This is a genomic window from Actinoallomurus liliacearum (assembly GCF_039542035.1).
GTDB classification, from domain to species: Bacteria; Actinomycetota; Actinomycetes; order Streptosporangiales; family Streptosporangiaceae; genus Actinoallomurus; species Actinoallomurus liliacearum.
Genome location: NZ_BAABHJ010000019.1, coordinates 110,193 through 134,949, shown reverse-complemented (window position 1 = coordinate 134,949; position 24,757 = coordinate 110,193). Strand labels below are relative to the sequence as shown.

Genomic DNA, 24,757 nt, shown 5'->3' with positions numbered 1-24,757 from the left:
CGAAGACCACATCGACATGTGCACCTTCGAACACCTCACCACCCAAGGCCGCACCGCCCTGTCCGACCACGACCCCCAAACCGCCAGCGACCACCTCACCAAAGCCCTCAACCTCTGGCGCGGCCGCGCCCTCGTCGGCGTCACCACCGGCGAAATCCTCTCCGCCCACGTCACCCGCCTCGAAGAAGACCGCCTCCGCGCCCTCGAAATGCGCATCGAAGCCGACATGCACCTCGGCCGCTACCAAGAACTCATCAGCGAACTCAAAGTCCTCGTCTACACCTACCCCCTCCACGAACGCTTCCACGGCGACCTCATGACCGCACTCAACCGATCCGGCCGCCGCTACGAAGCCCTCGAGGTCTACCGCCGACTCCGCGAAGTCCTCATCGACGAACTCGGCCTCGAACCCTCCGCCCCCATGCAACGCCTCCACGAAGCACTCCTCACCGCCGACACCACCGAACCCGCCGACCATTTACTCGCCCACCACCTCCCCTTCCAGCAGACGCCCGCCCGTAACCGCCGAAGAACACGCAGAACGGCCACACGATGAGCACAGTTCATGTCCTGCTGTACGTGACCGACCCGGACGACGCGCCGGGGAGCGTCGAGGCCGCTTATCACGACATCAGCCGCGCGCTCGACGGCACGCCGGGACTGGTCGGCAACAGACTCCTCCGGTCCGTCGGCGACCCGCGCTCCTTCGCGGTCCACAGCGAATGGACCGACCTGGAGGCGTTCCAGGTGTGGGAGAGCGGTAACGACCACCGCTCGACCACGGCGTCCCTGCGCCCGCTGCAGGACGCCACGCGCGGGGCGACGTTCGGCATCTACGAGGTCGCGGCGTCGTACTGACGGACGCCGCGGAAAGGCGCCGGGCGTCACGTCGGAACGACGGAGGCGCCGGGCGCCGGCTCAGCAGGACTCGGCCGGGCGCCGGCTCAGCCGGATCCGTCGAAGCGCCGTACGATCGCCGCCCAGAGCTCCTCCTCTCGCGGCGACAGCGGCGCTCCTAGCCCCGGGTACTCCGGAAACGCGGTCAGAGGGTCGGCGCAGGCGCTGGTCGGCCGCCGTGGCCACGGGCCGGCGCCGTCGCGAACCCGTGCGGTGCCGTCCGTCTCGCCCTGGTCCTCATCCGCCCCGGAACGATGGTTCTCCTCGGCCACGGAGGACGGGTCGCCGTCCGCTCTGGAGGGCGGGTCGGCGTCCGCTCTGGAGGGCGGGTCGGTGTCCGCTCCGGAGACGGAGCCGGGCGGCTGTGGCGGCACGAAGCCCGACATGAACCCCAGTGCGACCAGCCCGCCCCGGATCGACCGGAGCGCGCCCTTCAGCACCCGTCCGGCGGCGCCGAGAACGCCGCCCTGACGCGTCATCGGTACTCGGAGCCGCGGGCCCGACGCGGTCGGCGGCTCGGGCGGATCACGACTGGTCCAGCATCTGGTCGAGCAGCGACGTGGTGTGCTTGCCGCTGCGGAACAGGGGATGCGCCAGCACCTCGCGGAGGAACGGGATCGTCGTCGCGACCCGAGGCCCGGAGACGGTGAAGTCCGCCAGGACCCGATCCATCCTGGCGATCGCCTGCTCGCGGTCCGGCGCCCACACCACCGCCTTGGCCAGCAGCGAGTCGTAGTAGGGCGGCACCGTGAAGCCCGGCCGGCACTGCGTGTCGATCCGGGTGAACGGGCCGCCCGGGATCTCGAACCTCTCCAGGGTGCCGGACGCGGGCATGAAGCCGCGCTCGGGATCCTCGGCGTTGACGCGGCACTCGATGCTCGCGCCGCGCTGGAGCACGTCCGACTGGCGGATCGACATCCGCTCCCCGGAGGCGATCAGGATCTGCTCGCGGACGATGTCGACGCCGGTGACCATCTCCGTGACGGGGTGCTCGACCTGGATCCGGCAGTTGGTCTCGATGAAGTAGAAGTCGCCGTGCTCGTCGAGGAGGAACTCGTACGTGCCCGCGCCGGTGTAGCCCGCGTGCCCGGCCGCCGCGGCGGCCGCCAGGGCGATGCGCTCGGCCGTGACCGGATCGAGGTCGGGCGGCGGCGTCTCCTCGATCAGCTTCTGCCGGCGGCGCTGGACCGAGCAGTCGCGGATGCCGAGATGCACCACGTCGCCGTGCCGGTCACCGAGGATCTGGGCTTCGATGTGCCGGGCGTGTTCGAGGAACCTCTCCACGTAGACGCGGGAATCGCCGAAGACCGCCTGGGCGTTCGCCGACGCCTCCGCGTAGGCGGCCGCGAACTCCTGCCGTCGGCGCACCAGGGTGATCCCGCGCCCGCCGCCACCGGCGACCGCCTTGATGATGACCGGATAGCCGATCTCGTCGGCGACGAGCATCGCCTCGCCGACGCTGCCCGGGGCGTGTTCACTGCCGGGCAGGACCCGCAGTCCGCCCGCGGCGGCGATCCTGCGGGCCTCCGCCTTGTCGCCGAGGTCCTTGATCAGGGAGGGGCGCGGGCCGATGAAGGTCAGCCCGGCGGCCTCGCAGATCTCGGCGAAGTCCGGATCCTCCGACAGGAACCCGTAGCCGGGGTGGATGGCGTCGGCGCCGGTCTGCAGGGCGGCCTCCACGATGGCGGCCGCGTTCAGATAGCTGCGCCGAGGTTCGGGCGGGCCGATCTGGACGGCCTCGTCCGCGTACTCCATCGCGGGGGAGCCCCGGTCCGCCGCGGAGTGGGCGATGACCGTGCGGATGTCCATCTCGCGGCAGGTCCGTGCGACCCGCAGCGCGATCTCCCCCCGGTTCGCGATCAGTATCTTGGAGATCATCTGGCCTCCAGGCGCGTCCGTGCGGGCACTGTCACCGCTCACCCAGCGGAGCGCAGGCGATCAATCGTTGGCCGAACTCGACCGGCGACCCGTCCGGGACGAGCAACTCGACGACGCGGCCCGGCCGGTCCGCCTCGACCGGCGTCATCAGCTTCATGACCTCGACGATCCCGACCTGCCGGCCGGCCTCCAGGTCATCGCCCACCTTGACGAACGGCTCGGCGCCCGGTTTCGCGGCGTGGTAGAAGGTCCCGACGGTGCCGGCGCAGATGAAGAACTCCGTGCCGTCTCCCTCGGCGGCCGGCGGGGCCGCGGCGCCCGCGACACCGGCGGTCGCGACCGCCGCCGGCGGCACCACCGCCGCTCCGGCCGAGAGCGGGGCTCCCGGCGCACCGTTCGCGGCGGGCCACTCCACCTCCACGGACGCCGCCCCGGCCTCGACCCGCAGTCTGGCGGGGACGCCGTGGCTCGTCTCGAGGAGCCGGATCACGCTCCGGCAGATCGCGTCGAGGTCGGTCTCCATGCCATCGGCGACCGGTACCGTTTCCGTCATTCCTGGCCTCCCTTTTGCTGCGCCACGGGCGGGCGCGTGCCGAAGGCGCCGAACCGTGCCGCCCGCTCGGCGACCAGCCGCTCACCGTCCAGATCGACGATCTCCGCGAGCACGTCGTACAGGGCACGGCGCAGGAGGTCGGCGGCCGCGGCGTGGTCGTTGTGCGCCCCGCCCTCGGGCTCGGGGATCACCCCGTCGGCGATCCGGTGCCTGAGCAGTTCGCGCGGCTCGATCCGCAGGGCCCGCGCGGCCTGGGGCGCGGTCGACGCGTCGTTCCACAGGATCGCGCCGCAGGCCTCCGGGCTGATCACTGAGTAGACGCTGTTCTCCAGGACGAGGACGCGGTCGGCGAGCGCCAGCGCCAGCGCGCCGCCGCTGCCGCCCTCTCCGGTCACCACGGCGACGATCGGGACGGGCAGATGCGCCATCAACCGCAGGTTCTCGGCGATGGCCCAGGCCTGCCCCTCCCGTTCGGCCTCCAGGCCCGGGTACGCGCCCTGCGTGTCGACCAGGGTGATGATCGGCAGGCCGAGCCTGGCGGCGAGCTGCATCAGCCGCCCGGCCTTCCGGTAGCCGGCCGGAGTCGACATGCCGTAGTTGCGTTCGCGCAGTTCCTGCGCGGTGTGGCCCTTCTGGTGGCCGATCAGCATGACGGGACGGCCCGCGAACCGGCCGATGCCTCCCACGATCGCCGTGCAGTCGTCGGAGAGCCGGTCGCCGTGCAGCTCGACGAATCCGTCGAGGAGGCGGCCGGCGTAGTCGAGCGTCGTCGGCCGGCCGACCTCCCGCGCCAGGCGCATGACGTCCCAGGGGTCCCGCTCGGGGACGTCGTCGAGCTGCCGGACGACTCCGGAGGGAACCGCCCGGAGCGGGTCGTCGCCCGGCGCCGCGGGCGCGGCCGCGGCCAGCAGGCGGGCCAGCGTGGGGCGCAGCGCCGGCCGCGGTACGACCTCGTCGATGAGGCCGTGCTCGAACAGGAACTCCGCCGTCTGGAAGCCCGCGGGGAGCTGCTGCCGGATCGTCTGCATGATCACTCGGGGACCGGCGAACCCCAGGCGCGCGCCGCGCTCGGCGAGGATCACATCGGTCTGCGTGGCGAACGAGGCCGCGACACCGCCGTACGTGGGATCGGTGATCACGCTGATCGTGAGGATCCCGGCCCGGTGCAGCGCGACCAGCGCCTGCGTGGTCTTCGCCAGTTGCATGAGGGACAGCGCGCCCTCCTGCATGCGCGCCCCGCCGGAGGCGGTGACGACGAGGAACGGCACGCCGTCCAGCAGCGCGGCGTCGGCCGCCGCGGCGATGCGCTCGCCCGCCGCGCAGCCGAGGCTGCCGCCGAGGAAGTTGAAGTCCATGACCGCCGCCACCAGCGGGTGGCCGCCGATCTCACCGCGCACGCACACCACGGCGTCGTCGAGCCCCGTCTGCCGCCGGGCCGTACGCAGCCGCTCCACGTACGGCCTGCTGTCGGTGAACAGCAGCGGATCCTCGATGGTCTCCGCCACCGCCACCGGACTGATCGAGCCGGCGTCGAAGAGCTGCTCGATCCGCTCCTCGGCGCTGAGTCGCGCGTACCGGCCGCATTCCGGGCACACCCGCAGGTCGCGCGAGAAGCGCCTCTCGTAGACGGGTCGATTGCAGCCCTCGCAGAGGAGCCATCGGGGCGCGGCCGGCGGCTGCGCCTCGGGCACCTGAGCGCGTGCGGTCCGTTCTGGATCTGCTGTCCTCACGGCTGTCTCTCTCATCTTGGTTCACCCCTGGACACCGCGGTTCTGGGGACCTGGCCACCGGGTGGCCGGGCGATCGCCGGGTCGGCCGATCTGGCCTGTGCGGCGGAAGAAGCCCGCGTGTCGCCAGGACCGATAATCACGGCGCCCGCTGGAGGGGTGCTCGACACGCGGTGAGGCGCCGATCGTCAGGGCGTCCCGTCCGGCCGTCCCGATCGCGCGCCGCGTCGGGACGGCGGCCGCACCGCGACTCGCGCCACCGTGACCTCGACCGCGACTCGACCGCGACCCCAGCCGCCGGCCGGAAGATCCCTGACGTTGGCCACTCGCCTTTTCCGGCTCAGGTGAGGCCGCCCACGGACCCGAATGGAGCCGAGGAGAACAGCATGGACATAGGAGTCTGCCTGCCGACGACCGTGCATGGTGCCGAGGGCCGGCAACTGGTGGAATTCGCGCGCCGGGCCGAAGATCTCGGATTCAGCAGCCTGACCGTGACGGACCGGCTCGTCTACCACAACTACGACAGCATCGTCGCGCTCTCCGCGGCGGCCGCCGTCACCGAGCGGATCAAGCTGGTGACGGCCATCCTGCTGGCCGCGTCGCGGCCGGGCGCGGTCGAGCTGGCCAAGCAGCTCGCCAGCCTGGACCGCCTGTCGGGCGGCCGGCTCATCGTCGGCGTCTCATCCGGGATGCGGGAGGACGACTACCTGGCCACCGGCGCCGACTACGCCTCCCGGGGACGACGCCTCGACGAGGTGATCGAGGAGATGCAGCGGGTCTGGCGGGGCGAGGGCCCGGTGCAGGGCATCGGCCCGCGTCCCACCAACGGCGACATCCCGATCTGGGTGGGCGGGACGTCCCCGGCGGCGCTGCGCCGCGCCGCGAGGCACGGCATTGGCTGGATCTCCCCGGGCGGCGCCCCGCACAAGTTCGCCGAGCTCGTGACCCAGGTCAAGCAGCTCTGGGCCGAAGAGGGACGCTCGGGGTCGCCCCGGACCGGCGCGGACTGCTACGTCTCACTGGGCCCGAACGGCGCGGAACAGGCGAGGAAGCACCTCATGAGCTTCTACGCGTTCGCCGGCCCGGTCGCCGAACGGATCGCGGGCGGCGCCGTCACGGACGAGGCGAGGCTGCGCGACGTCGTGGACGGGTACGCCGCGAACGGCTGCGACGAGCTGATCCTGCTGTCCTGCACCGCCGACCCCGCCCACCTGGACCGCGTCGCCGACGTGGTGCTGCGCTGAGGAGGACGACGATGGCCATCTCTTCGGATCCGGGCCGGCCGATGCGCGTACTGGTGATCGGCGGCGGCATCGGCGGGCTCTGCCTCGCGCAGGGGCTGCGCAAGGCCGGTATCGACGTCATCGTGTACGAGCGTGACGCCTCTCCCAAGGGCCGGATGCAGGGATACCGGCTCCGTCTTCTGCCCGAGGGCGAGGACGCGCTCCGCGACTGCCTCCCGCGCGCGGCGGCGGACCTGCTCACCGCGACGTCGAACATGCGGTACAAGCACGGCTGGGCCGCGTACGACCAGCAGCTCGCCCCGCAGTGGACGCCCACCTTCGAGGACCCGCGCGGTGACTCGGCGGACAGCATGGGGGCGCTCGACCGGGCCACGCTGCGCCGCATCCTCCTGGCCGGCCTCGACGACGTGGTGCGGTTCGGGAAGCGGTTCACGCACTGCGAGCAGACCGGCGACGGCGTCACGGCGTACTTCGCCGACGGCGACAGCGCCACCGGCGACGTCCTGATCGCCGCGGACGGGGCGAACTCCCAGGTGCGCGCGCAGCTGCGGCCGGACGACAAGCAGACCGACCTGGGCGTGCGCACGATCCTGTCCCGTACGCCGCGGGACAAGGCGCTCAAGGAGGGACTGCCGGACGTCCTGCGCGACCGGACCGTCTACGTGATCGGCTCGGACGGGTTCCACCTGGGCCTGATGCCCATGGTGTTCCGCAACCGGCCGCGCGAGGCCGCCGCCGAGATGTGGCCCGGCCTGGAGTTCGACTTCAACGACGACTACTACATGTCGGTCTTCAACTCCCACAAGGACGTCCTGGACATCCCGGATGAGAAGTTCTTCGCGATGTCCGGGGAGGAACTCCGCCGCGTGGTGCTCGACCGCATCACCGACTGGCACCCGGACCTGCACGGGATCTTCGCGCACGCCGATCCCGACGAGACCTATCCCATCGCCATGCGGGTCAAGCTGCCGGTGGAGCCGTGGGGCACGGGCAACGTGATCCCGCTCGGCGACGCCGTGCACATCATGCCGCCGTCCGGCGGGTTCGGCGCCAACACCGCGCTGCGGGACGCGACCGCGCTGTGCCGCGGGCTCACGGCAGTGGCCGCCGGTGAACGGACGCTCGAGGACGCCGTGAAGGAGTACGAGGCCGCGATGGTCGAGACGGCGACCGAGGCGATCAACATGTCGCTGGCGATCGCGAAGTGGTCGATCCACGTCGACATCGATGAACAGGGAAGCGCCTCGAGCACGGCGAACGCCTGACGAGGCCGAAGACCACCGCGAGCTCGGGCGGGCCGAGGTCCGCTCGTCTGAAAGGAGTCGCGCAAGTGACGAGGACTACGCTGGACACCAGCACCCCGGCCGGAATCCTCCGGCTGGCGAACTCTTTCTGTGATGCCAAGGCGTTGCTCACCGCCGTGGAGCTCGGCCTGTTCACCTTCCTGAGCGAAGGGCCGGCGGACGAGGGCACGATCCGCGAGCGTCTCGGGCTGCACGGCCGTGGCCTGTCCGACTGGCTCGCGCTCCTGGTCAGCCTGGACCTGCTGGAACGCGACGGCGAACGCTACCGCAACGGCGCGGGCGCGGGCCGGTTCCTGGTCCGCGGCCAGGGCGCCTACATCGGCGGCTTCCTCGAGCGCACCAACCACAACCTCTACCCGGCGTGGGGCCGCCTGACCGAGGGCCTGCGCACCGGCGAGCAGCAGTCCGGCAGCAGCTTCGAAGCGGTGATCGAGAACCCGAGGATCCTCGGCCAGTTCATCAACTCGATGGACGCGTTGACGCGCGTGCTCGGCCCTCAGCTGCTCGAGGCGTACGACGGATGGTCGAAGTACCAGTCCATCCTCGACATCGGCGGCTGCCGGGGAAGCCTGGTGTCGCAGGTCCTGACCAGGTACCCGCACCTGTCCGGAGCGGTGTTCGACCTGCCGCAGATGTCGCCCTTCTTCGACGAGAAGGTGGCGGAGCAGGGCCTGACCGGCAAGGTGACCTTCCACGGCGGGAGCTTCTTCACCGACCCGCTGCCGTCGGCGGACATCGTCATGATCGGGCACGTGCTGCACGACTGGGACCCGGGACAGCGGGCGGAGCTCGTCCGCAAGGCCTACGACAGCGTCAACCCGGGCGGCGTCCTGCTCGTCTACGACCGCATGCTCGACCGCGAGTCGAGCCGGGTCGAGAACCTGGTGATCAGCCTCGACATGCTGCTGGTCACCGAAGGCGGCTCGGAGTACTACCTCGGTGAGGTCCGGGACAACGCCCTGGGCGCCGGGTTCACCTCCGTCGAGGACCGGCGGCTCGGCGAGTACGACACCCTCGCGATCTGCCACAAGGCCGCGAGCTGAGGTACGCGCGCGACGTGCCGGGGCGGCCGCGGCCGCCCCGGCACGTCGCGCGGGCGGGACCGGGACGGTCGCCGGCCGGAGCGCCGGCAACACAGGAGGACGAATCGTGACTGGAACGTCCGGTGGGCACGCGGTCGTCATCGGGGGCGGAATCGGTGGCCTGTCGACCGCCGTCGGGCTGCACCGCATCGGCTGGCGGGTCACCGTCCTGGAACGGGCCGCCCGGCCGCGCGAGGCCGGCGCCGGCATCTCGCTGCTGACGAACGCGCAGCGGGCCCTGGACTGGCTCGGCGTCGGCGACGCCGTCCGGCGGCGCGCGGCGACCATGACGCCCGGCGGCGAGGGGCTGCGCGCCCCCTCCGGGCGAAGGCTGCAACGGCCGGCCGACCCGGAGTTCCTGCGCGAGCGTGGCCTGACGCTCCTGATCCTGCCCCGGCCGGACCTGCACCGGGTCCTGCGCGAGGCCCTTCCACCCGGCGCGCTGCGCACCGGAGCGGACGCCGTACAGGTCGACGACCTGCCGGACGGAGCCGCGGTCCGGTATCGCGGGGAGAACGGCGAGGAGGTCGTCACCGGCGACCTGGTGGTCGCGGCCGACGGCACCAACAGCCGGACCCGGCGCGCCCGGTGGCCGGAGTCGTCGCCTCCGGTCTACAGCGGCCACAGCGTCTGGCGCGGCATCGCCGAGGGGGTCGACGGCCGGGCCGAGCCGGGCGGCAGCACGTGGGGCCGCGGCCTGGAGTTCGGCCGGATGCCGCTGCCGGGGGACCGCGTCTACTGGTTCGCCGTCGCGAACACCCCCGAGGGGGCCCGCTACGACGACGACCACGCGGAGGTGTCCCGGAGATTCGGCTCCTGGCACGATCCGATCCCGGCGCTGATCGCCGCCACGCCGCCGGACCGGGTCCTCCACCATGACGTCTTCGAACTGCCGGAGCCGCTACCGCGCTACGTCTCCGGGCGGGTCGCGCTGCTCGGCGACGCCGCGCACGCCATGACCTCCGACATGGGCCAGGGCGCCTGCCAGGCGCTGGAGGACGCCGCCGTCCTGGGCGCGGCGCTGGCGGCCGAGACCGACGTGCCGAGCGCGCTCGCGCGGTACGACGAACAGCGCCGGCCGCGCTCGCAGGCGATCGCTCAGGCGTCCCGCCGGATGGGGGAGCTGAAGCTGAACGAGCGCCGGCTGGAGCTCCTGCTGCGCAACGCGAAGATGCGGTTCGGTTCGCCACGCGCCGGCCAGCGCGGCGTCGCCGGCGTCGGTGACTGGCACGTTCCGGCACCGGCCGGAAGCTCGGATCCGACGCCCTACGGGGCCGCTCTGAACAGAGGTGAACGATGATCGTGGTATTCGGCTCGACCGGAACGGTGGGGCGGCAGGTGGTGACCGGTCTGGTGGCCGCCGGCCGGCGCGTTCGCGCGATCACCCGTGACCCCGCCCGTGCCTCGTTCGACGCGGCCGTGGAGGTCGTCCGGGCGGACATCACCGAGCCCGGTTCCGTGCTCGCCGCGGTCGAGGGCGCGGACGCCGTCTACATGGCGACCGCCCCCGACGCGCTGGCCCACGAACGGACCGTGGCCGACGCCGTCCGCCGGACCGGCACCGGGCGGGTCGTGAAACTGTCCTCGGTGGCCGCGCTGCCGCCGGTCCTCGACTCGTACGGGGCCGCGCACGCGGCCGGCGAACGCGCCTTCGCCGAGTCGGGAGCCGGCTGGACCGTCCTGCGGTCGGCCGGCTTCATGTCGAACGTGCTGCAGTGGGGGTGGTCGATCCAATCCGCGGGCGCCGTGTACCAGCCCTACGGCATGGTGCCGCGGGCGCTGATCGCTCCGGAGGACGTCGCCGCGGCCGCCGTCGTGTGCCTCACGACCCACGGGCACGACGGGAAGACCTACCAGCTCACCGGACCGGAGGCGTTGACGGGACCCGAGCAGACCGAGAGGGTCGCGGCCGCCATCGGACGTCCGCTGCGGTTCGTCGACGCCGACCCGGAGCAGGCCCGGCAGGGCATGATCGGTGCCGGCATGCCCGAGGATCTCACCGACGGGCTGCTGGCCTCGATGGCCGACCGCGACCCACGGCGGGGCGGCACGCCGCTGCCGACCGTGCGGGAACTCACCGGCCGTCCGCCGACGCGCTTCGAGACCTGGCTGGCCGAGCACGTCGGCGAACTGGCCCCCGCCGAGACCCCCGCCGGGTGAGCCGATCGGCTCGCTACCCGACGAACAGAAGGCGCCGCGCCGGATCGATGGATCCGGCGCGGCGTCGCGTACGGCATCCGGTCAGGCGATGGGGGCCGCGACGAGCCCCTCGAGCTCGCCGACGACCTGGGCGGGGGTGGGCTGCTCGGCCAGTTCCCGGCGCAGCCGCTCCGCGGCGGTGTGGTGCGCGGGGGTCGCCAGCAGCTCGGTGAGCCCATTCCGGATCGGCTCCGCGTCGTCGCACCGGGCGGGCAGGACGACCGCCGCGCCGGACTCCCCGGCCCGCGCCGAGTGGCGTACGTGGTCGGGCAGGCAGGGGATGAGCAGCATCGGCAGACCGTTGGCGAGGGCGGTCAGGATCGTGCCCGCCCCTCCATGGCCGACGACCAGGTCGCATTCGGGCAGCAGCAGGTGCAGGGGCGCCGACTCGACGACGCAGGCTTCGCGCGGCAGGTCGCCGAGCAGTTCACGCTGCGCGGAGGTCACCGCCACCACCACGTCGACGTCGAGGCCGGCGATCGCCCGTGTCACCTCCCCGGCGAGGAAGAGCCGGCGATCGACCCGGGCCGGGGTCGTGCCCCAGGTGACGCATACGCGCGGGCGGCCGGAGCGTGCCGACGGCCGCGGGAACGTCCCCGGACCGTTGAACGGCGTGTAACGCATCGGCACCCGCCGCGAGGCGACGGGGACCTGGAGCCCGGCGGGGCAGGGATCGACGGTCGCCACCCCGGACAGGTCGACGTCGTCGAGCCCGAGCTTGCGGCGCAACGGGTCGAGCGCCTCGGCGAGGAAGGGACCGGCGGCGCCCAGCAGATCGGTCCCGTACAGGTGCCGGACCGCAGGGACGCCCAGCGCGGCGGCCGCGAGCGGCCCCGCCATGGCGGTCGGCTCGTACACGACCAGGTCCGCCTGCCAGGTCCGGCCGAGAGCGATGAGGTCGTCCACCATCGACTCCGCCAGGGCGGCGAACAGCCCGAGGACACGCGGTCCGCCTCGGGGTTTCGCCCCGCCGGCCGGTTCCGCCGGCGGCAGGGCGATGTCCCGGAACGCGGCCAGGGCGTCCACGTCATGTCCGACCGGAGCCACCGGCAGACCCGTGCGCCGCACCGTGTCGAGGAGTGCGGGCTGAGTCGCCACGAGTACGTCATGGCCGGCCGCCCGGCACGCCCACGCGAGCGGAACCATCGCGTACAGGTGTGACGGCCAGGCCCAGGTAGTGAAGATCACGCGCATCCGCCCATGTCACCACCTGCCGCTGGGCGACGGCTCTAGGCGGCCTCAAGCCTCCGGAGGGTGAGCGTCACCGCCCCCTGCGGCTCGAGCGGGCCTGGAGCGGGCCGGCGCCCGTCACTCGGGGACGGCGTCACTCGGGGACGGCGTCACTCGGGGACGGCGTCACTCGGGGACGGCGTCGCTCGGGGGGACGGCGTCGCTCGGGGGCACCGTCACGTGAAGGCGACGGTCAGCCCGACCACGGTCAGCGCCGTCACGGCGAAGCCGGTCCGCAGCAGGTGCCATCTGCGCCACAGCGGCCGCGGGTCCGGCCAGTCCGCCGGGATGTCGCGCGAGTCCAGCGCCTTCACGGCACGGTTGATCGGCACGTTGCACAGGTGCGAGACGCCGGCCACTCCGAGCAGGAGGGCGGCGGAGACGGCGAACATCGTGCGCGGCACCGGGGCGGACACCAGGAAGGCCAGGACGGTCGCGATGATCGTGGAGGACAACACGATGATCGGCATCGTCGGGTCCCAGTTGCGGCCCAGCGCCCGATGGGCGTCGACGTACTGGTCCGGAGGCATGGACAGCAGCGCGGGGAGCGTGCTCACCGCGACGGCGAACATGACGCCCGCGACGGTCCCGCTGCCCAGTACGAGCAGCGCGGTGAGGATGTTCGTGACCAACGTGACCGCCTCACATCGATGCCGACCAACGGACGTGCATCACCGTGCCGTGGAGGCATGGAACGTCGCTCGACGGCCACTGGACCAGCGCCGGGCGCGGCGGCGGCTAGCGCGGCCGACGAGCCCGCCCGACGGTGCGAGGGCGGAGCCGGAGGTCATGCTCATCGATCCCGGCGGTTCGCGCGCGCCCCCGGCGCCGGGTGCTTCGAGCCGGGACCAAGTGGCTCGCGAGAGGGCGTCGCCACGATGGTGGCCGGGCCAGAGAAAGGAACCGAACGTGGCCGACATCACGATCAAAGACGCCGAGTTCCTCCGGATCATCATCCACGGCACGACGGCATTCGAGCTCCTGCGCACGGGCCTCGAGTTCGACCTCTTCGAGAAGCTGGAGAACGCCGGTGGAATGACCATCGAGGAGACGGCGCAGAGCCTCGGTGTCGATTACCAGCCGGCCCGGATCCTGCTCCTCGGCCTGTGCTCGATCGAGCTGCTGAAGAAGGACGGCGACAAGTACGTCAACAGCGCCATCATCCGTCGCAAGATGCTGAAGTCCAGCCCGGAGTTCCTCGGCCCGCTGGTCGACATCCAGGCGGAGATCATCAACCCGACGCTCGGCGACTACGCCGAGGCGACCCGGCAGTTCACGAACGTCGGCCTCCGGCACCTGGACGGCCCGGGCGAGACCCTGTACGAGCGCCTCACGACCCGCCCGGAGCTGCAGAAGGTGTTCTACGACAACATGGGGGACGCCTCTCACAAGGCGTTCTCGCAGGTCATGGACAGGTTCGACTTCTCGGCCCTGCACCATGTCGTCGACATCGGCGGCGGTGACGGCACCAACAGCATCGAGCTGGCCAAGCGCTACACGGACCTCGAGGTCACGGTCTTCGACCACGAGAAGGTCATCGGGATCGCGGAGCGGAACGCGGCCGACGCCGACCTGAGCAAGCGCGTGCACACCTTCCCGGGCAACATGCTGCACGACCCGTTCCCCGAGGGGATCGACGGGATCATGTTCTTCCACATCTTCGAGATCTGGTCCCTCGAGCGGAACACCGAGATGCTCCGCAAGTGCTACGACGCGCTTCCGGAGGGCGGCGCCTGCCTCGTCTACAACTTCGTCTCGAACGACGAGGGCACCGGTTCGGCGACCGCCGGCTTCATGTCGCCGTACTTCATCACCCTGGCCTCCGGTGAGGGCATGGTCTACTCGCCCAACGACATGGAGGCCGCCATCCGCGCGGCCGGCTTCTCGCGCGTCGAGCGCTACGACGGGATGAAGTTCAGCCACGCCCTGGTCGTCGGTTACAAGTAGGCCGCGGACAGGCGTCGCCCGCGTCCGGAAGGCATGGTCGGCCGCGCGTTTCCCCAGGTGACCGACCGGGTGCACGGATGGCGGTTCGCCGACTCTGGAGGACACATGGCACGTGACGGGCAGGTACCGTGGCCGCCGTCTCTGATGGCGGAGTACACCGCGAAGGGCTACTGGCGGGGTGTGACGCTGGGCTCGCTGGTGGGCGAGTGGGCCGACCGGTACGGCCCTCGCACGGCTCTCGTCGACGGGGACCGGCGGATCGCCTACACGGAGCTCGCCGCGCTCGTCGACACGGTCGCCGTGAACCTGGTCGATCTCGGGCTTCGGGACGGCGACGCCATGCTCGTCCAGCTCCAGAACTGCTGGGAGTTCGTCGTCACCACGCTCGCCGCGATCCGCGTCGGCGTGGTGCCGGTGATGGCACTGCCCACCTACCGGGAGCGGGAGCTGACCCACCTGGCGGCGCACGTGGAGGCGGCGGCGATCGTGGTCCCCGCGGTCTGGCGCAGGTTCGACTACCAGGACATGGCGCTGCGGTTGACGGACTCGCTGCCGCATCTCCGCCATGTCCTGGTCGTCGGCGACCCCGTCTCGTCCCGCGCGATCGGGCTGCACGGTCTGCTCTCCGCGGAGGGCGACGCCCAGACGCGCGGGAAGCTGCTCGACGACCTCGCCCCCCGGGCGACCGACGTGGCCCTGATGCTCATGTCGGGCGGGACCACCGGGCTGCCCAAGATGATCGCCCGGACCCACAACGACTACGAGTACAACGCCCGGCGCAGCGGCGAGGTGTCGGGCCTCGGCCCCGAGACGGTGTACCTCACCGCGTTGCCGGTGGGGCACAACTTCCCGCTCGGCTCGCCCGGTGTCCTGGGCACATTGATGGTCGGCGGCCGCGTCGTGCTCCTGCCGAGCCCGGAACCCCGTGCCGCCTTCGCCGCCATCGAGCGGGAGCGGGTGACGGTCACCTCGGCCGTGCCCGCCGTCGTGCAGCGCTGGCTCGAGTACTACGAACCCGGCCGGCACGACCTGTCCAGCCTCGAGCTCATCCAGGTGGGCGGCGCGCGGCTCGCGCCGGAGGTCGCCCTCCGGGTGACGCCGCGGCTCGGCTGCCGGCTGCAGCAGGTCTTCGGGATGGCCGAAGGACTGATCAACTACACCGGCCTCGACGACCCCTCGGACGTCGTGGCGGAGACCCAGGGGCGCCCGATGTGCCCCGACGATGAGATCAGGATCGTCGACGACGACGGGGCCGACGTGCCGGAGGGGCTGCCGGGGGAGCTGCTGACGCGCGGCCCCTACACCCCCCGGGGATACTTCCGCGGCGGTGTGCACAACGCGCAGTCGTTCACTCCTGACGGCTGGTACCGCACCGGCGACGTCGTCCGGCTGCACCCGAGCGGCAACCTCGTCGTGGAGGGCCGGAAGAAGGACCTGATCAACCGGGCCGGCGAGAAGGTCTCCGCCCAGGAGCTGGAGGACGTCCTGTACGGCCTCCCGTGGGTCGCGCGGGCGGCGGTCGTCGGGGTGCCGGACGACGAGGTGGGAGAGCGGGTCTGCGTCTGCGTGGTGACGAGTTCCGGCACCGAGCCCGGTCTCGCCGAGGTCCGCGCGGAGTTCGCGGACCGAGGCTTCGCCCTTTACAAATTTCCGGAACGGATCGAGTTCTTCGACGAGCTGCCGCTCACCGACATCGGAAAACCCGACAAGAAACGACTGCGTGTGCTGCTCGCGGAAAGACAGAAGGCCTAGCATGCTGACGAGCCGGGAATATCGCGAACTAACGGTGGTATCGGCTAACGATCCGATCGCCACGGCGGCACGGCTTACCCAGAGCGGAATATGCCGCGACTACATGCTCTACGAACGGAACGGCACAGTCGCGCTCGCGTGCGGAGCCGCCGGGGAGATCACGGCGACCAGGAGCCAGGTCCGGGTCCGATGGGGCGGCGAGGAACGGCTCCACCCGGTCGGCGACATCATCGAGACGGTCTCCCGCGTGCTCCACGAGGCGCCCTTCCCGTCCTGGCGCGCGTACGGCTGGACCGCCTTCGAACTCGCCTACGCGACGGCGGGCTGGAGCGAGGCCGTCGGCGACGAGCGGCTGCTCCACCTCGTCATCCCCGAGACGGAGGTCGTCATCTCGGCGGAGCAGACGGTCGTGCGCTCGCTCGACGACGATCACCTGCTGCTGATGGCCGCCCTCGTGAGCGAGCAGGAGCACGGGGCCGCGCCGGCGCACGGCGGCCCCGCCACGCTCGACGTGGCGTCCTCGGGAGAGGAGGGCTACCGCAGGGCGGTCAGGTCCGCCATCGAGGAGTTCCGGGGCGGCAGGCTGCAGAAGGTCATCCTCTCCCGGCTCGTGCCCGTCGACTTCGGCGTCGACCTGGCCGGCACGTACGTCGAGGGCCGCCGGCGGAACAACCCGGCCCGCTCCTTCCTCTTCGACCTGGACGGCTTCCGCGCGGTCGGCTTCAGCCCGGAGACCGTCGTCGAGGTGGAGCCCGACGGTCACGTCGTCACCCAGCCGCTGGCCGGAACGCGGGCACTGACCGACGTTCCGGCCGAGAACGCGCGCCTGCGGGCCGACCTGCTCAGCGACGCGAAGGAGATCTACGAGCACTGCATCTCCGTCAAGGTCGCCTACGACGAGCTCTCGATCCTGTGCGAGCCGGGAAGCGTCGCGGTCGGGGAGTTCATGGCGGTCAAGGAGCGCGGCACCGTACAGCACCTCGGTTCCACGGTCACCGGGCGGCTCGCCCCCGGCCACACCCCGTGGGACGCCTTCCGGACCGTCTTCCCGGCCATCACGGCCTCCGGGATCCCCAAGACCGCCGCGTACGAGTGCATCCACCGTCTCGAGACGGAACCCCGAGGCCTGTACGGCGGCGCCGTTCTGACCCTGAGCTCGGCGGGCGACCTGGACGCGGCGCTGGTCCTCCGCACGGCCTTCCAGCAGGGCGACCGGACCTGGCTGCGGGCCGGCGCGGGCATCGTCCAGCAGTCGACCCCGGAGCGGGAGTTCGAGGAGACCTGCGAGAAGCTCCGCAGCGTGGCCACCCACCTGGTGCCGGCCGCCGCCCACGACACCGCACCCGCGACGCTGTGATGGCGAGGCACACAGTGATCATCGAGCTGGTAGACCACGCCGACCACGAGGACGCCGAACAGCTGGCGGCCCTGTTGAGGAGCCGGGGCGGCAGCCCGCACATCGTCCGCTGGCCGGGGCGGTGGCTGATCCTCGAGACGGCCCAGGACATCGACGAGACCTGGCTCAGGCAACTGCCGATCGTGGCCAGGGTCGTCGGCTCCACCGACCCGCACCCGCTCAGCGGCAGGAAGTTCCAGAGCGTGTCCACGATGATCGAGGTGGCCGGCCGGTGGATCGGCGACGGCACCTTCCTCGTGATCGCCGGCCCGTGCGCCGTGGAGAGCCGTGAGCAACTGGCCGCGACGGCCGCGGTCGTCACCTCGGCGAAGGCGTCGATGCTCCGCGGCGGTGCGTTCAAGCCCCGGACCTCGCCGTACAGCTTCCAGGGGCTGGGCGTGCGGGGCCTGGAGCTGCTCGCCGAGGAGCGGCTGCGCTCCGGCCTGCCCGTGGTGACCGAGGCGATCCAGCCGAAGGACGTCGAGACCGTGGCGGAGTACGCCGACGTCGTCCAGGTCGGGGCCCGCAACATGCAGAACTACGCGCTGCTCGGAGAGGTGGGCCGGTGCGGGCGTCCGGTGCTGCTCAAACGCGGCCTGGCGGCGACCATCCAGGAGTGGCTGCTGGCGGCCGAGTACGTGATGAACGCCGGCAACCCGCAGGTGATGCTGTGCGAGCGGGGCATCCGTACGTTCGAGACCGCGTCGCGGTTCACCCTGGACCTGGCGGCCGTGCCGATCGTGAAGCGGCTGAGCCACCTGCCGATCATCGTCGATCCCAGTCACTCCGCGGGACGCGCCTTCATGGTGCCCTCCCTGACCCTGGCCGCCGCGGCGGCCGGCGCGGACGGGGTCATCGTCGATGTGCACAATGACCCGGCGAGCGCCCTCTGCGACGCGGACCAGGCCCTCAGCTCGGAGGAGTTCAAGAGCACGATGGTCGATCTGGAGAGGGTCCTGGCCGTGCTGGGTCGCCACGTCGCCTGAGCGGCATGGCACTCGAGCCGCCCGTCAGACCGGCCGCCGTCACGCCGAGCGGCCGGCCTGACGCCGGCGCGAGCGGCCGGTCCCGCCGGCCCTGCCTCCTGCCCGATCCGCCGGGCTTGCCTCCTGTCCGGCTTCGCCTGTCCCGGGTCTCACTTCCGCGCCGCGCGCTCGGCGGCCGCGATGTCCTCGTTGACGAGCCGGACCAGGTCCGCCGGGGTCACCGTCCTCGCCACGGTGTCATCGCCGAGCAGCACGTTGAGCCTCCGTTCGATCCTCGCCGCGACCTCGAGTATCCCCAACGAGTCGTATCCGAGCTCGGCGAGGGGGATGTCGGCGATGTCGCCGCTCAGGCCCGCCCGCTGCCCGGGGCGCGCGCACTCGTACAGGACGCCGACCAGGTCCTCCATGGTGAACACGCGCACGGCAGGGGCCTCTCTCTCGGCTGAGGGCGGTCTGCTGGCTCACGGGCCCGGCGTGCCGGAGGCGACGGGACGCGCCGGCGGAGGCCGGCGCCGTCGTGCGTGCCACGTTGCCTCCGGCGACGAGAGGTCCGTCGGCAGCATCCGGGACGGCGCTCAAGGCACGCTCGAGCGCGGCGACCCGGCCCCGGGCGCGCTCGAGCGAGGGCGCTCGAGCGGCCGAGGGGATCGCCGTGGTTCGAACGGAGAGCGGGTCTCAGCGACGTACCGCGCGACGGCTCTCAGCCACGCCCGTCGGACGCCTGACGCGGGTGGGCGGCCGACACCGCCTCCAGGATGTGGAAGAGCGACGTCGTGTGGTCGGCGGAGTCCGGGGTGACCCTCGTGATCTTGCTGAGGCTGAGCCCCGCCCGGGTGAAGAGCCGCTCGTACTCCGCGAGCGTCCGTTCCCGGCCCTTCACCGTGACCATCAGCGAGATGTCGAAGATGCACGCCGGCAGCACGTCGGACGCGCTCTGCGTGCCGATGTCCTCGGGCATGAGCGTCGTCACGACCACGACGCGCCCGCGCGGGGTCATCGCGGTCCGGCAGTTGCGCAGGATCCGTACGCAGGAGTCGTCGTCCCAGTCGACGAGGATGTTCTTGAGCAGGTAGACGTTCCCGTCGGCGGGAACGGACGCGAAGAAGTCGCCGGCGACGGTCGCGCAGCGGTCGGCGACTCCGGCCCGGCCGAGGACCTCCGGTGCGGCGCTGATCCCGCTGGCGGTGTCGAACACCGTGCCGCGGGCCCGCGGGTTCGCCTCGAGGACGGCCGCGATGTGCGTGCCGTTGCCGCCGCCGATGTCGATGATGTGCTCGGCGTCGGGGAAGCTGTAGTGCCGGGCCAGCTGGGGGATCTGGCTCCGCGTTCCGGACGCCATGGCGGCGTGGAACAGCCTGGCGAGTTCGGGCTCTCGCTCCAGATGGTCGAAGATGCCGACGCCGTACGCCTGGTCGAAGGCCGTCTCACCGGCCCGTACGGCGTCCGCGAGGCCGCCCCACGCCTTCCAGATCGGCGCGGCGGAGTTCAGCAGCATCAGGCTGTTCGCCTCGACCGGCGAGTCGGTGCGGAACATCCCGCCCATGTCAGTCAGTTCGAACTTCTTGCCGTCGGACATGGTCAGCAGGCCGACGGCGGCCGCCGCCCGCAGCAGGCGGAACAGCGCGGCGGGGTCGGCGCCGGTCGTGGCGGCGAGCTCCTCGGCCGTCGCCGCGCCGTCTCCGATCGCGTCGGGAACGCCCAGGCGAGCCGTTGCGGCCGCGATCTGGAAGACGGCGAAACCCAGCATGGGGACGAGCGCCGCCTGCGAGTTGAGTGCCGGCGATGAGGTGGTGGACCTGGGCATACGGCTCTCCTTGGTAGAGATGTCTCCCCGTACAGTGCAGATGGTCGCTTTCGAGCGCGGCTTGAAGAGCGTTGGGGCGGCTGCCCCCGAGGGCGGTGTACGGCCCGGGGCGGAGGCTGGAGCCGTGCGCGCCTCGCCGGTCGCCCGTCGTCGCGGCCCCGTCCCGGCCGTGGCGCCGTCACCCGGATACGGCCGGCATCCGGGATATAGCGGTCCGCGAGCGGGGCTTGAACGCCGCCTGCGAGTCTTCGACACCGCGATACCGCAAGGGTTGGCCGGCTCGGGACGGGAGCGACACCATGGGCACCTCAGCCAAGGACGATCACGAGGCTCACTCGCGGAGGCAGCGTGGGGGAGTGCTGTTCGAGCAGATGGGGATCGACCTGTACCCGCATCCCCACCTGGGCTTCACCCTTCCCCCGGGACACCGCTCGGCCGTGATCAACACCGACGGAGAGGGCTTCCGGATCTCCGACTCGCCGTTCGGCCCGGTCGGCAGCGAGAGCTGGCTGGAGGCGGGCGGGGGAGACCTGCTGCTCGGCAGCTCGGTGGCCTTCGGCATGGCGGCCGGCTCGGACGACGCCACCCCGGCGTCCCAGCTCGCGGCCCTGACCGGCCGGAGATGGCTGAACCTCGCGGTGATCGCGGCCAACTCCCTGCAGGAGCTGATCGCCGCCATTCCGTACCTGCACGCGGCCTCGACGGTGGTCCTGTTCAGCGGGTTCGGCAACTACATGGCGGTGATGCGCACGCGCAAGTCGCCGGGCAGCGTGTTCGGCCCGATCCTCTACGAGGGGACGTACGCGAAGCTGACCCAGGTGCCCCTGTTCGACCTGGCCGAACTCGCCTCCGGGCGGATGCCCGAGGACTTCGAGGCCGCGACCTCCGGGCCGCCCGAGGAGGAGACCGACCTGTCGACGATCGGCGCTCGGGTCGAGACGGCCGCCAGTGCCCAGCTGCGCGACCTCACCTTCCTCGCCCGGGCCGCCGACCCTCGTACCAGGATCGTCTTCTGCCTCCAGCCGTGGGCGTCTCCCCGTACGCGTGACCTCACGCCAGAGGAGCTGACGCACTACGACTTCCAGAAGTCCTCCTGGGGGGTTCCCAACGAGGTCCTGGAAGAGCACCTCGACCCGTTCGCCGCCATGCTCGCCGCGGGCTGCGAGCAGCTCGGGGTCGAGTTCTTCGAGATGAAGGCGGACGAGTTCGTCGGGACCTGCTTCCTCACGAACGGGATCCTCACGGACGAGGGCAACCGGCAGGCGGCGCAGATCATTCACCGGTACCTGAGCGAGACGCCGGCCGTCCGGCGCCGTACGACCGTCGGCTGACGAGGACGCCGGCGCGCCGGTCTCCGGACCGCGCCCGCTGAGAAGGGCGGCGGCGAAGAGGGCCGCCGCCGGCAGGCCCGGGACCCTCCGGCCTGCCGGGGCCGGCCGGCCGCCAACGGCGCCGGCCGGCCGGACCCGGTGGCGCGTGCGCCGCCGTCGCCCGCTCGCCACGGGGCCCGGGACGGAACGGCTCCACCGCCGTTCCACCAAGGCACGGATCACCAGGGAATCGCCGCCAGGGAAGAACGGAGACCCGAATATGACGACCGAGCCCACCGAATCCGCGGAACTGGACCCGAGGATCGTCCACGCGCAAGAGGCGTATACGCCGCGCAATCTCCAGATCTACGACAAGCTGGTCATCGGGCTGTTCTGCTCGCTGGTCTGGCGCTGCCCGGCCCGGCACATGCGCCGGCTCTACAACGCCTCGGTCGGGAACCGGCACCTCGACATCGGGCCCGGCACCGGTTACTTCGTCGATCACTGCCGTTTCCCGACCCCGAATCCGGAGATCACCCTCCTCGACCTCAACGAGGAATGCCTCCGGGCCTCATCCGAGCGGCTCGCCCGGTACAACCCCAAGACCTGCCAGGCCAACCTGATGAACCCGCTGCCGCTCCCGGCCGGGCACTTCGACTCGGCCGCGATGAGCCTGGTCTTCCACACCATCCCGGGCGGCTGGGAGAAGAAGGGCGTGATCCTGAAGCACGTCGCCGAGGTTCTCCGGCCCGGCGGCACCTTCTTCGGCACCACGGTGCTCTGCGAAGGCGTCCCCATGAACCGGTTGACGGCCCATCTGATGGTCGCCCAGCACGAGCGCGGCAACTTCCAGAACCAGGGCGACGACCAGGCCGGACTCGAGCGCCAGCTCGCGCGCTACTTCCCGAAGTACCGCGTGCTGATGCGGGGGACGGTCGCGCTCTTCCAGGCCACCGCCGGCTAGCGACCAGGAGGGGAACGCACATGACGACGTACGGCAGCGGCAGGCGAAGACACGGGGGACGGTGCGGCTCGTGAGGCTTGGCGCGATCATCGAGTGGACTGAGGACCTGCCGGCGTTCCGCGGCCTGATGCGCCTGGCGGACGAGCTCGGCTACGACGTGCTCGGGGTCGGCGACTCACCGTTCCGGGCCCAGGAGCTGTTCGTCTCCATGACGACGGCGGCGCAGGAGGTCCGGAACGCCACCCTGGCGACGACGGTCACCACACCGATCATCCGCCATCCGACCATCACCGCGTGCGGCGTCTCCTCGTTGCATGAGCTGACGGGCGGGCGCGTCGTCCTCGGCATCGGGAACGGCGGCAGCGCCATGCGCGCCCTCGGCCGCACCAAGGGGTCGACCCGGCAGGAGGTGCGCGAGTTCGTCACGGCCGTCCGCGCGATCCTGGGCGGCGGGAGCGCGTACGTCGATGGGTACCACACCGAGCCCCTGGGCCGAAGCTACGCGGTGCCGATCTTCATCGCCGCGGACCATCCCAAGAGCCTGCGACAGGCCGGGGAGATCGCCGATGGCGTGATCATGGCGGTCGGGATGTCCGTCGAACACGTCGAGGAGAAGATCGCGATCGTCCGGGCCGCCGCGACGGAGGCCGGGCGGGACCCCGACGCGATCGACATCTGGGGGTTCACGTTCGCCTCGATCGAGGACGACCGCGCCCAGGCGATCGCGGCGATCGGACCGTCCCTCGCCTCGATCGCGGGCTGGCGGCTGCGGCCGGCGCACATGCGCGCGAAGCTCCCGCCCGCTCTCCTCGGCGCGGTGGAGGAGATGGAGCGCCGCTACGACCCCTCCGACTTCGTCGTCGGGGGGAAGAACGTGCGGCTGCTCGAGCGGCTGGGACTGGTCGACCTGGCCGCGGGCATCGGCGCGACGGTGGGTGACGTGGCCGAGACCGAGGCGCACCTGAAGCGGCTGGAGTCGATCGGCGTGTCCTGTGTCCTCGCCACGCTTCCGTCCCACCTCGACCCGGCGGGGACACTCCGGCGGTTCGCCCGGGCGGGGGCCCTCCGCGCGGCCGCCGGGGCGGAGCCGCCGGCCGACGGTGTGCGGGGCCCCACCTTGGCGTAGGTCGTCCGGGTGCCACGACGATGGCCCGGCCGCTCGTGATCATGAGCGGCCGGGCCGGGTTCCGGCGGTCACCGGCCGAGGCCGATCAGTCGTCCCAGACGACCGGGAGGGAGTGCACACAGTAGAGAACCGTGTCGTCGGCCATCGGGATCTCCTCGGCCGGCACCGCGAGACGCAACGTCGGCAGCCGGCGGAAGAGCGCGGTCAGCGCGACCTTCATCTCCGTCCGGGCGAGGTGGGCGCCGAGGCACTGGTGCACCCCGTAGCCGAAGGCGATGTGAGGCGTTCCCGAGCGGTGGATGTCCAGCCGGTCCGGGTCGGAGAGGAATCGCGGGTCGCGGTTGGCGGCCGCGATCGAGGCGATCACGGTCTCGCCGGCGTGGATCACCTGGCCACCGATCTCAAGGTCCTCCTTCGCCTTGCGGGTCACGCCGAACTGCACGATGCTCAGGTAACGCAGCAACTCCTCGATCGCGCCGTCGATGAGCGTCTCGTCTGCCTTCAGGTCCGCCAGCTGGCCGGGGTGCTCAAGGAGGACGAACGCGCCGAGGCCCACCATCCCGGCGGTCGTCTCCAGCCCGGTGAGCAACAGCAGCGCCGCGATGTTGACCACCTCGGTGTCGCTGATCCGCGTCTCACCCTGGAGCAGGCGGCTGATGATGTCGTCGCCCGGCCGGCGGCGCTTGGCCGCCACGAGTTCGGCCATGCTCCCGTAGAGGCCGAGGCGGGCGTCGCGCAGCTCGTCGACCCCGGCGCTGAGCGACAGCAGCGTCGCGACCTGCCGCTGGAAGGCCGGGCGGTCGGCGACCGGCACCCCCACCATCTCGCCGATCACCGACGAGGCCATCGGACCGGCGAAGCCGGTGACCAGGTCGCCCCGGTCGCCCTGAGCGATGAACGCGCTCAGGTGCTCATCGACGATCTCCCGGATCCGCGGCGTCAGCTCCCGCATCGCCTTACGGGTGAAGTAGGGGCTCACCAGCCGGCGGTACCGGCTGTGCTCGGGCGGGTCGAGGGCGGGGAACGTCCCCGGGGGCACGACCAGTTCCTCGTTCGGGAGCGGGAGTTCGGCCGCGGGGGTCACCTGGACGAGCGGCGGACTGAACCGCTGGTCGGCCAGCGTCGCACGAACGTCCTCATACCGTGTCACCAGCCAGCCGATCTGCCCGCCCGGAAGCTGGAGCCGGCTGATCGGCCGCTCGGCGAGCAGCCACGCGTACTCGTCCGGCGGATCGAACGGGCAGCTTCGCTTCGCCGGCAGTGTCATCGGGTCGGGGAGGAGTGTGGTCACAACAGGCACCATCCTTTTTCGCGTGGCACCGGTGCGGTGCCGTGGGTTCGTCGGTTCGAGACGGATC

Annotated in this window: 23 protein-coding genes; 14 read left to right on the top strand and 9 right to left on the bottom strand. The window is 71.7% G+C overall.

Annotated features, from left to right (window positions below; genetic code table 11):
* Positions 1 to 16 precede the first annotated feature (16 nt).
* Positions 17 to 556: an AfsR/SARP family transcriptional regulator gene (locus ABD978_RS43975; RefSeq protein WP_425550761.1), complete on the top strand. Its 540-nt coding sequence runs from the start codon at positions 17 to 19 to the stop codon at positions 554 to 556.
* Positions 553 to 858, top strand: coding sequence for an antibiotic biosynthesis monooxygenase family protein (locus ABD978_RS25720; protein WP_345359631.1), 306 nt, complete (start codon positions 553 to 555; stop codon positions 856 to 858). The genes ABD978_RS43975 and ABD978_RS25720 overlap by 4 nt, the downstream gene beginning before the upstream one ends.
* A gap of 86 nt (positions 859 to 944) precedes the next feature.
* On the opposite strand, the gene ABD978_RS25715 is transcribed toward ABD978_RS25720, so the two are convergent.
* The 4 genes from ABD978_RS25715 to accA are packed head-to-tail and all read right to left on the bottom strand — an operon-like array spanning position 945 to position 5,058.
* Positions 945 to 1,376, bottom strand: a complete 432-nt coding sequence (locus tag ABD978_RS25715; protein WP_345359628.1) for a hypothetical protein — start codon at positions 1,374 to 1,376, stop codon at positions 945 to 947.
* Positions 1,377 to 1,422: 46 nt separating this feature from the next.
* A complete protein-coding gene (locus tag ABD978_RS25710) occupies positions 1,423 to 2,775 on the bottom strand; it encodes an acetyl-CoA carboxylase biotin carboxylase subunit (protein ID WP_345359624.1) in 1,353 nt (450 codons plus the stop codon).
* Between the two features lie 31 nt (positions 2,776 to 2,806).
* Complete coding sequence (locus ABD978_RS25705) at positions 2,807 to 3,328, bottom strand: acetyl-CoA carboxylase biotin carboxyl carrier protein (protein ID WP_345359621.1); 522 nt, start codon at positions 3,326 to 3,328, stop codon at positions 2,807 to 2,809.
* Positions 3,325 to 5,058 carry an acetyl-CoA carboxylase carboxyl transferase subunit alpha gene (gene accA, locus ABD978_RS25700; protein ID WP_345359618.1) on the bottom strand — a complete coding sequence of 578 codons (1,734 nt, stop codon included), beginning with the start codon at positions 5,056 to 5,058 and terminating at the stop codon, positions 3,325 to 3,327. Before accA ends, ABD978_RS25705 begins: the two co-directional genes overlap by 4 nt.
* Before the next feature lie 383 nt (positions 5,059 to 5,441).
* Here accA and ABD978_RS25695 point away from each other — a divergent pair, with 383 nt between their 5' ends.
* From ABD978_RS25695 to ABD978_RS25675, 5 genes are all read left to right on the top strand, one after another.
* Positions 5,442 to 6,299 carry an LLM class flavin-dependent oxidoreductase gene (locus ABD978_RS25695; protein WP_345359615.1) on the top strand — a complete coding sequence of 286 codons (858 nt, stop codon included), beginning with the start codon at positions 5,442 to 5,444 and terminating at the stop codon, positions 6,297 to 6,299.
* A gap of 11 nt (positions 6,300 to 6,310) precedes the next feature.
* A complete protein-coding gene (locus ABD978_RS25690; RefSeq protein ID WP_345359612.1) occupies positions 6,311 to 7,564 on the top strand; it encodes an FAD-dependent oxidoreductase in 1,254 nt (417 codons plus the stop codon).
* A gap of 65 nt (positions 7,565 to 7,629) precedes the next feature.
* The gene (locus ABD978_RS25685; protein ID WP_345359609.1) at positions 7,630 to 8,646 is read left to right on the top strand and encodes a methyltransferase; all 1,017 of its coding nucleotides are present in this window, start codon (positions 7,630 to 7,632) and stop codon (positions 8,644 to 8,646) included.
* Positions 8,647 to 8,752: 106 nt separating this feature from the next.
* Positions 8,753 to 9,985, top strand: a complete 1,233-nt coding sequence (locus ABD978_RS25680; RefSeq protein ID WP_345359607.1) for an FAD-dependent monooxygenase — start codon at positions 8,753 to 8,755, stop codon at positions 9,983 to 9,985.
* Positions 9,982 to 10,845: an NAD(P)H-binding protein gene (locus tag ABD978_RS25675; protein ID WP_345359604.1), complete on the top strand. Its 864-nt coding sequence runs from the start codon at positions 9,982 to 9,984 to the stop codon at positions 10,843 to 10,845. The genes ABD978_RS25680 and ABD978_RS25675 overlap by 4 nt, the downstream gene beginning before the upstream one ends.
* A gap of 81 nt (positions 10,846 to 10,926) precedes the next feature.
* Here the strand turns inward: ABD978_RS25675 and ABD978_RS25670 are convergent, their stop codons facing one another.
* The gene (locus ABD978_RS25670; RefSeq protein ID WP_345359601.1) at positions 10,927 to 12,078 is read right to left on the bottom strand and encodes a nucleotide disphospho-sugar-binding domain-containing protein; all 1,152 of its coding nucleotides are present in this window, start codon (positions 12,076 to 12,078) and stop codon (positions 10,927 to 10,929) included.
* 212 nt (positions 12,079 to 12,290) lie between these two features.
* Positions 12,291 to 12,746 (bottom strand): anthrone oxygenase family protein, encoded by a 456-nt coding sequence (locus ABD978_RS25665; protein WP_345359598.1) that lies wholly within the window; start codon positions 12,744 to 12,746, stop codon positions 12,291 to 12,293.
* Positions 12,747 to 13,023: 277 nt separating this feature from the next.
* On the opposite strand from ABD978_RS25665, the gene ABD978_RS25660 reads away from it, so the two are divergent.
* From ABD978_RS25660 to aroF, 4 genes are all read left to right on the top strand, one after another.
* Complete coding sequence (locus ABD978_RS25660) at positions 13,024 to 14,061, top strand: methyltransferase (protein WP_345359595.1); 1,038 nt, start codon at positions 13,024 to 13,026, stop codon at positions 14,059 to 14,061.
* Positions 14,062 to 14,166: 105 nt separating this feature from the next.
* Entirely contained in the window at positions 14,167 to 15,813 is a 1,647-nt protein-coding gene (locus ABD978_RS25655) for a (2,3-dihydroxybenzoyl)adenylate synthase (protein WP_345359592.1), read from the top strand.
* A gap of 1 nt (position 15,814) precedes the next feature.
* Positions 15,815 to 17,170 carry a salicylate synthase gene (locus tag ABD978_RS25650; RefSeq protein ID WP_345359589.1) on the top strand — a complete coding sequence of 452 codons (1,356 nt, stop codon included), beginning with the start codon at positions 15,815 to 15,817 and terminating at the stop codon, positions 17,168 to 17,170.
* A gap of 14 nt (positions 17,171 to 17,184) precedes the next feature.
* A complete protein-coding gene (gene aroF / locus ABD978_RS25645; RefSeq protein WP_425550760.1) occupies positions 17,185 to 18,195 on the top strand; it encodes a 3-deoxy-7-phosphoheptulonate synthase in 1,011 nt (336 codons plus the stop codon).
* Between the two features lie 149 nt (positions 18,196 to 18,344).
* Here aroF and ABD978_RS25640 read toward each other — a convergent pair whose 3' ends face one another.
* Together ABD978_RS25640 and ABD978_RS25635 are read right to left on the bottom strand one after the other, a co-directional pair.
* Complete coding sequence (locus ABD978_RS25640) at positions 18,345 to 18,617, bottom strand: acyl carrier protein (protein ID WP_345359583.1); 273 nt, start codon at positions 18,615 to 18,617, stop codon at positions 18,345 to 18,347.
* 278 nt (positions 18,618 to 18,895) lie between these two features.
* On the bottom strand, positions 18,896 to 19,999 hold the full coding sequence (locus ABD978_RS25635; RefSeq protein WP_345359580.1) for a methyltransferase: 1,104 nt from the start codon (positions 19,997 to 19,999) through the stop codon (positions 18,896 to 18,898).
* A 299-nt stretch (positions 20,000 to 20,298) separates the two neighbouring features.
* On the opposite strand from ABD978_RS25635, the gene ABD978_RS25630 reads away from it, so the two are divergent.
* The 3 genes from ABD978_RS25630 to ABD978_RS25620 all read left to right on the top strand — a co-directional run bounded on the left by ABD978_RS25630 (position 20,299) and on the right by ABD978_RS25620 (position 23,399).
* The gene (locus tag ABD978_RS25630) at positions 20,299 to 21,330 is read left to right on the top strand and encodes a hypothetical protein (protein WP_345359577.1); all 1,032 of its coding nucleotides are present in this window, start codon (positions 20,299 to 20,301) and stop codon (positions 21,328 to 21,330) included.
* Positions 21,331 to 21,589: 259 nt separating this feature from the next.
* On the top strand, positions 21,590 to 22,273 hold the full coding sequence (locus tag ABD978_RS25625; protein ID WP_345359574.1) for a class I SAM-dependent methyltransferase: 684 nt from the start codon (positions 21,590 to 21,592) through the stop codon (positions 22,271 to 22,273).
* 70 nt (positions 22,274 to 22,343) lie between these two features.
* On the top strand, positions 22,344 to 23,399 hold the full coding sequence (locus ABD978_RS25620; RefSeq protein WP_345359571.1) for an LLM class flavin-dependent oxidoreductase: 1,056 nt from the start codon (positions 22,344 to 22,346) through the stop codon (positions 23,397 to 23,399).
* An 85-nt stretch (positions 23,400 to 23,484) separates the two neighbouring features.
* Here the strand turns inward: ABD978_RS25620 and ABD978_RS25615 are convergent, their stop codons facing one another.
* On the bottom strand, positions 23,485 to 24,690 hold the full coding sequence (locus ABD978_RS25615; protein WP_345359568.1) for a cytochrome P450: 1,206 nt from the start codon (positions 24,688 to 24,690) through the stop codon (positions 23,485 to 23,487).
* Positions 24,691 to 24,757 lie beyond the last annotated feature (67 nt).